This is a genomic window from Fusibacter sp. (genome assembly GCF_057447755.1).
Window position 1 is genome coordinate 1 of the sequence record NZ_JBVBZF010000162.1, and the last position, 7,896, is coordinate 7,896.

7 protein-coding genes are annotated in these 7,896 nt (G+C 38.3%); all 7 read left to right on the forward strand.

The genetic code is table 11. The annotated features are described in order from the left end of the window. A partial coding sequence (locus AC220I_RS14940) for a solute carrier family 23 protein (protein WP_486724655.1) occupies positions 1 to 532 on the forward strand: 532 nt, incomplete at its 5' end. Between the two features lie 360 nt (positions 533 to 892). Then, on the forward strand, positions 893 to 1,831 hold the full coding sequence (locus AC220I_RS14945) for a putative ABC transporter permease (RefSeq protein ID WP_486724656.1): 939 nt from the start codon (positions 893 to 895) through the stop codon (positions 1,829 to 1,831). A 99-nt stretch (positions 1,832 to 1,930) separates the two neighbouring features. Continuing rightward, a complete protein-coding gene (locus AC220I_RS14950; RefSeq protein WP_486724657.1) occupies positions 1,931 to 3,301 on the forward strand; it encodes a 5'-deoxyadenosine deaminase in 1,371 nt (456 codons plus the stop codon). A gap of 231 nt (positions 3,302 to 3,532) precedes the next feature. Further along, positions 3,533 to 4,390: a DNA-3-methyladenine glycosylase family protein gene (locus AC220I_RS14955; protein ID WP_486724658.1), complete on the forward strand. Its 858-nt coding sequence runs from the start codon at positions 3,533 to 3,535 to the stop codon at positions 4,388 to 4,390. Then, positions 4,387 to 5,613: an EAL and HDOD domain-containing protein gene (locus tag AC220I_RS14960; RefSeq protein ID WP_486724659.1), complete on the forward strand. Its 1,227-nt coding sequence runs from the start codon at positions 4,387 to 4,389 to the stop codon at positions 5,611 to 5,613. The genes AC220I_RS14955 and AC220I_RS14960 overlap by 4 nt, the downstream gene beginning before the upstream one ends. 191 nt (positions 5,614 to 5,804) lie before the next feature. Continuing rightward, positions 5,805 to 6,062: a co-chaperone GroES gene (gene groES, locus AC220I_RS14965; protein WP_486724660.1), complete on the forward strand. Its 258-nt coding sequence runs from the start codon at positions 5,805 to 5,807 to the stop codon at positions 6,060 to 6,062. Between the two features lie 39 nt (positions 6,063 to 6,101). Further along, on the forward strand, positions 6,102 to 7,733 hold the full coding sequence (gene groL, locus AC220I_RS14970) for a chaperonin GroEL (protein ID WP_486724661.1): 1,632 nt from the start codon (positions 6,102 to 6,104) through the stop codon (positions 7,731 to 7,733). The last annotated feature ends 163 nt before the right edge of the window (positions 7,734 to 7,896 follow it).

Consider the following 7,896-nt stretch of genomic DNA (forward strand, 5'->3'; position numbering starts at 1 on the left):
TATGTTTGACACTGTAGGAACACTTGTTGGTGTAGCCACTAAAGCAGATATGCTTGAAGATGGTAAAGTACCAAAAGTTAAGCAAGCTCTTTTTGCAGATGCAATCGGGACAACACTTGGCGCTATCTTCGGTACAAGTACAGTGACGACTTATGTAGAATCTGCAGCAGGTGTTGCTGAAGGTGGTAGAACAGGTTTAACCTCTGTTGTAACAGCTGGAATGTTTGCCGTGGCACTTTTACTCTCGCCATTGTTCATTATGATTCCATCAGCTGCAACGTCACCAGCCCTCATCTTAGTTGGTTTATTCATGATGAGTCCAATTAAAGAAATCAACTTTGATGATTTCACTGAAGCAATTCCAGCATTCTTAACATTTGTAATGATGCCTTTAACGTACTCGATTTCTGAAGGTATCGTATTTGGTGTTTTATCATATGTTGCTTTAAAAGTATTATCAAACAAAGGTAAGGAAGTACCTGTTTTAACGTACATCATTGCATTCGTATTCTTGATTAAAATCATCTTATAATAAGATAGACAGCCAAAGTAAACTCAGGTTAGAGCTGGGTCACTATTTAATGGCAGTTGATGATCAAAAAAACAAAAGCACATTAGAGACTCACTTTAGGTGACCTGCTAGTGTGCTTTTTTATGATTGGTAGGCTCAGAGTCAATTCTTGGACTGGGAAATCTAGACAAAAAAATATGCCTTTGCTATAATACAAAGGCAACAACCATATTTAAATCGGGGTTTGTGATTTAAGTATGTACAAAAAAATGTTAAATGGAATTAATTGCACGGGAATGCAATCTGCATGTTAATTATATCGAAATACGAAACAAAAATCAATTGTTAATAGAAATTAATTCATTTTTCTTGGAGGCACTGATGGCTGTAAAACTCACAACGCTTGTTATAGTATTTGTTATATACGCTTTTATCGGTTGGCTAACCGAAGTGGTTTATGCCTATTATAAAGAAAGAAAGTGGATCAATAGGGGCTTTTTATATGGTCCATTCTGTCCAATCTATGGCATTGGTGCCATTGCAATTTTTAGTATGGTAGAAGGCCTTAATGGATTAGTGGCAACAGGATCAGGTATGGGCTTGCCTGGAATATTTTTGATGGTATTCCTTGTGACTTCAAGCATTGAATGGCTTACAGGATATCTCCTAGAGAAGATGTTCCATGCAAAGTGGTGGGATTATTCTGATGAAAAATTTAACATTATGGGTTATGTCTGCTTAAAGTTTTCTATCTATTGGGCTTTCATTGGCGTTTTTGTGATTCAGATTGTCAATCCACTTATTATGCAGGGCATCTCCTTGTTGGAAGGTCCTTTATATGTGCCACTGGGCATAATGCTTGTGACTTATTTTACAGTAGATGGCTATAAGACCGTCAGAGGCATGATTAACTTGAGAAACTTGATTTTGGAACTTGAAAGAATCAGTGCACAGTTGAGACTTGATGTTGAGCGTTTGAGTCAGCCATTAAGACAAGAACTTGAACGTGTCAAAGGGGAAATTGAAGACAAGAGAATATCACTTTCAAGTGAACTAAAAGGCAGAATTGAAGATTTCAATTACGAGGTCATTGACAAAATTGAGCAAGAGCTAAAAGACCGTCTTGAATTTGTAGAAAATAACCTAAGAGAGACAATTGAAAAACGACAAAATGAAGCGGCAATTGTGAAAAATGAAGTTGCCGAAAAAATATATGGTTTAAGATTGTACCGTGCATTTCCAAGGATGAAGTCCATGAGACACCCTGAGCTTTTAAGACCAGTTCGAGAACTTTACCTGCGTAGAAAAAATTCTAAATAATGGGAACCTAATTGGATACTTTTCATAATGAACTCCGACGCCTTATCTTATAGACTATAAGAGAGAGTAGCGCGATTAAATAAGATGTGGAGTTGAGGCATGAAAAGAGTATTGGGTAACGGACTTATTGTAACGATGAACCCTAATAGAGATGTTTATTATGGGAGTGTTTTGATTGAAAATGACAAAATTCAAAGCATCGTAAAGCATGAGCCCTTTGAAAAGGAAAATAATTTTTTAGAGATAAAAACCTTGTTTGTTGAAGCAGATGAAGTTATAGATTGTACGGGCCAGTTGATTATACCAGGTTTGATTCAGACGCATACGCATTTGACCCAGACCCTATTTAAAGGCTTTGGTGATGACCTACAGTTAATGGATTGGTTAAAGACTAAAATATGGCCATCCGAAGCGGCCCATACAGCACGATCTAATTACATTTCATCCATGGTCGGGGTTGGTGAACTCATAAAGAGCGGCACGACAACCATTGTCAATATGGAAACGGTCAACCATACCGATTCAAGTTTTGAAGCCATTAAGGAAATGGGCATCAGGGCTATTAGTGGAAAATGTATGATGGATTACAATGAAGGTGTACCAAGTGGTCTTATGGAAGACATGGCTTCTTCAATTTCAGAGAGTAAGAGATTGATTAAAAAGTGGCACCAGACCAACAAGGGTTTGATTGAATATGCATTGGCACCAAGGTTTGTCGTTTCATGCTCAGAAGATCTTTTGAAAGAAAGTGTGAAATTGAGCCGTGAGTTTGATGTGAGACTTCATACCCATGCCTCTGAAAATAAGGGTGAAATTGCGATTGTTAGAAATAGAACTGGTATGGAAAACATTGAGTATTTAAAAAAGATTGGGTTTTTAGGAAAGCATGTAATCCTTGCCCATTGTATCCACCTGAACGAACTAGAAAAGCAATATTTGATAGACTCTGAAACTGTAATTGCCCATTGTCCAAGTTCAAACATGAAATTGGCATCAGGTTTTGCACCTGTTGAGGAATTGCTTCAAAGAGGGGCTAAGGTGACGCTTGGTGCAGATGGCAGTCCTTGCAACAACGAACTCAACATGTTCATGGAAATGAGAATGGCAGCCTTGATTCACAAGGGCAACCAACTGGATTCTACCATTATGAATGCCAGAAAGGTCTTTGAAATGGCAACCATAAGGGCGGCAGAAGCCCTTGGAAAGGCATCCGAAATCGGCAGTATTGAAAGTGGTAAAAAAGCAGACATTGTCACTTTAAGAGTCGACCGTTTGGAATCCATGCTCGTGCCACTAGATGTTGAGAACGTCTATGCCCAAATTGTTTATAATGCATCTAATAGAGATGTATGTCACACTGTGATCAATGGCGAGCTCCTGGTATCCGATCACCAGCTTTTAAGGATTTCAGAAAGAACATTATACAATGAGGCGAGGGAAGTGGTACTGGGCTTCCTGCCAAATCAATAGATTTTAATAACATCCAAGGTGAAACGCATTTTTCACTTTGGGTGTTTTTTTATGGCCTGATGCATATAAGTTGAACTTTGAAATATTGGCTTTCAAATAAGCCCTATATGTTGGTAGGAAGCGCCTTTAGGCCGCCTTAAAAATTAGAGCTTCTTTTTGAGAGACTTTGTCCTAAATGTGGCTATTTTTACCTATTTAAGATATAATAATACCAATGATTAGGGAGGCAATATGGTTTTAAAATCAAGTCATTTTGAACCGGTATCAACTTTTGAATGCGGTCAATGTTTTAGATGGGAAAAATGTGAAAATGGGTATAGGGGAATTGTAAAAGGTGCTGTACTTACCCTTAGACCGGATGCTAGAGACTACCGGGTTGAAATTGAAAAGGCCTTGTATCCAATTGAGGATGCCTATTTAGCACATTATTTTGACGAGCATGCGGATTATGACTCTATTTGGAAACATTTAAAGAAAAAAGACCGTTTTCTCAAAACGGCAGTTTCAAATTATAAGGGCATGCGCCTCTTAAACCAAGAGCCTTTTGAGACACTTATAACCTTTATTATTTCAGCAAATAACAATATTCCGAAAATTAAAATGAGCGTTGAGGCACTATCGCAGCGGTTTGGCACCTATATCGGCACCATTGACGGTCGTGAATATTATAGTTTTCCCACGGTTGAGGCATTGGCAGAGGCCAGTTTAGAAGCACTCCAGGTCAAAGGCATTGGCTATAGAGCTAAAGCAGTTTCGCTTACAGCAAAACGAATATTAGAGGAAAGCATAGATCTTGAGAAAATGCGTCAACTTTCTTACATAGAATCAAAGAATGAATTGACGAAGTTTTATGGGGTTGGGGAAAAGGTAGCAGACTGTGTATTGCTTTTTAGCTTGGGACATAAGCAAGCCTTTCCCATTGATACATGGGTAAAAAAAATGCTTCAAACCCTGTATGAAGTAGAGGACCATCCAAGGGCTTACAAGGATTTTGTTGAAAATTATTTTACGGATTACGGTGGCTATGCTCAACAGTTTCTCTTCTATTATATGAGAGAAAATAAGAATGGGATTGGTGATATAAAATGAAGACGATGGATGTATTTTTAGCAAGGCAACCCATCTTTAATGTCAAAAAGCGCGTCGTCGCATATGAAATCTTATATCGACAGGGTGTTAAAAACATCTACGAAGAAGACTTTGATGGGGATCTTGCAACCACCACTGTTGTATCAGATGCGCTTGTAAATTTTGGTATGGAAGGGTTAACCGGTGGTAAGAAGGCTTTTATTAATTTTACTAAGAATCTACTTATGGAGGATTTACCCCTTTTAATTTCGCCGGATGCTTTAACCATAGAGATTCTTGAAACGGTTGAGGTAGATGACCGTTTTGTGGAAAAAATTAAAAATCTAAAAGAAAAGGGCTATACCATTGCCCTCGATGATTTTGTAGACAATGAAAAATTTGATGCCATTTTACCCTATGTGGATATTGTAAAAGTTGATTTTTTAGTTTTGGGATTTGAAGGCCGAAAAATCGTGGCAGATAAATACAAAAGCAAAGGGATTAAGCTCTTAGCTGAAAAAGTGGAAACATACCGAGATTTTGAAGAAGCGGTGAGCTTTGGTTATGAATTGTTCCAGGGATTTTTCTTCGAAAAGCCTATCATTTGTAGAAGCAAGGGCATCAACGTGTCTACCTTTAATTATATGGAGATTCTCAAAGAAACTGTAAATGACGAACCGAGCTTTGATAAGTTGTCAGAAATCGTTAAAAGTGATATGTCCTTGGCTTATAAGCTCCTTAGATTGATTAATTCGCCTGCATTTTATTCCAACAGCGAAATCACCAGTATAAATCATGCCCTTACCATGCTGGGGTTAAATGAAATTAGAAAATGGGTAACCCTGATTATGCTCAGAGACATTAGCTCGGAGAAACCAGAGGAAATCATCAAGGTTTCATTGATCAGGGCTATATTTTCAGAGCAAGTATCACGTCATTTTGGGCTTGAACACAGAGAAACTGAAGCCTTTCTCCTTGGATTGTTCTCCCTGATTGACACCATAATGGAGAAACCCTTGTTTGAGGTCTTGGAACAGTTGCCACTAAAAGAAGATGTAAAAAGTGCCCTTATGGGGGTTAAAAATCCATTTCATGACCTCTTAAGACTCTTAAAATACTACGAAAAAGGCAATTGGGATATGATTATCGATATCACAGAAGACCATCAGGTAGATTATTCTGTGATCAATCAGCTCTATCTTGATGCAGTGATTACAGCATCTAAAATGATGAATGAGATGTAAATTTAAACAAATTGTTAATTTGTTAGCACTCTATCAAAACGAGTGCTAAAAATGCTTGATTTTTTGATGAACATGTATTATGATGAGAATGTGCTCTAAATAAAGGGTTATGCATTGATATTTGCATACTTAAGTATTGGCAAATGATTTAGAGGAATATATAATTTGAATGTTTAGAGGAGGCAGTTTTTATGTTAAAACCATTAGGAAAAAGAGTTATTATTAGGAAATTAGAAGCAGAAGAGAAAACAGCAAGTGGTATCGTTTTACCATCTCAAGCAAAGGAAAAGCCTCAAATGGCTGAAATCGTAGCTGTTGGAAAAGAAGTTGAAGACGTAAAAGTCGGTGATAAAGTCGTATTTAAAAAATATGTAGGTACTGAGATAAAGGTAGATAACGAAGAACTTACAATTTGCGAATTAGAGGATATTCTCGCAATCGTAGAGTAAAAGATTGATAAGGTTTTAATGATATAGGAGGATATAAAAATGGCTAAAGATATTAAATTCGGTGAAGATGTCCGTAAAAAACTTGAATCGGGTGTGGATAAATTAGCAAACACAGTTAAAGTGACTTTGGGGCCTAAAGGCCGTAATGTTATATTAGAGAAAAAATATGGATCACCTCTTATCACCAATGACGGTGTGACCATTGCAAGAGAAATTGAACTTGAAGATCCATTTGAAAACATGGGTGCTCAATTGGTTAAAGAAGTTGCGACTAAGACAAACGATGTGGCAGGTGATGGTACAACAACTGCAACAATTTTAGCGCAAGCAATCATTAGAGAAGGTTTAAAGAACGTAGCAGCAGGTGCTAACCCAATGATTCTTAAAACGGGAATCGAGAAAGCGGTAACGGTTGCTGTAGAAGTGATTAAAAGCGAGAGCATTCTCATTGAAAATAAGAAAGATATTGAGGATGTAGCGTCGATTTCAGCTGCAGACAGAACTGTTGGTGCAATCATCTCTGAAGCGATGGAAAAAGTCGGTAAAGACGGCGTTATCACAGTTGAAGAGTCTAAGACAAACAGCACTCAACTCGAAGTGGTTGAAGGTATGCAATTTGACAGAGGCTACTTATCACATTACATGGTTACAGATCCTGAAAAAATGGTAGCAGTACTTGAAAATCCATTTATCATGATCACAGATAAGAAAATCACAAATATTCAAGAGATTTTACCTGTCCTTGAGCAAATCGTCCAAGGTGGCGGCAAACTTTTGATTATTGCTGAAGATATTGAAGGCGAAGCCTTAACAACTTTAATCGTAAACAAATTAAGAGGTACATTTGACTGTGTTGCTGTTAAAGCACCAGGCTTTGGCGATAGAAGAAAAGCAATGCTTCAAGATATTGCAATCTTAACAGGTGGTGTTGTGATTTCAGACGAGCTTGGCTACGATCTTAAATCTACAACGCTTGATATGTTAGGCCGTGCAAAATCAGTTAAAATTGACAAAGACAACACAACGATCATCGATGGTTTAGGCGATAAAGCCCTTATCGATGAAAGAGTTGGTCAAATCAAAATGCAACTTGATGAGACAACATCTGAGTTTGACCGTGAAAAATTACAAGAAAGACTTGCTAAACTTGCAGGTGGTGTTGCTGTAATCCAAGTAGGTGCTGCAACTGAAGTTGAAATGAAAGAAAAGAAACTCAGAATAGAAGATGCTCTTAATGCAACACGTGCTGCTGTTGAAGAAGGTATTGTACCAGGTGGTGGTACAGCGCTGATCGCTGCAATTTCTAAAGTGGTTGACCTAGCTCAAACGCTTGTGGGCGATGAAAAAACAGGTGCCCTTATTATTGCAAGAGCGCTTGAAGAGCCAGTTAGACAAATTGCCTTCAACGCTGGCCTTGAAGGTTCAGTAGTTGTTGAGAAAGTTAAAGATGCAGAAGTGGGCATCGGCTTTGATGCACTTAAGGGTGAGTACGTGAACATGATCAAAGCGGGTATCGTTGACCCTACTAAGGTGACGCGTTCAGCGCTTCAAAATGCAGCTTCAATCTCGGCGATGTTCTTAACAACAGAAGCTGGTGTTGTGGATATTAAAGAAGAAAACGACATGGCTGCTATGGCAGGTATGGGCGGTGGAATGCCGGGGATGATGTAGACGAAATTTGATGTAATTTTCGGGGCAAGAAGTCCTCACTGCGTTGCGGATTGCCCCTCACATCACATCAAATTTCTTCGTATGGTGAGAATAGCAAGAAGTCCTCGCTTCGCTGCGGATTGCCTTTCAAACATGAATCAAACGCTCCGTATGTAAGACAAGA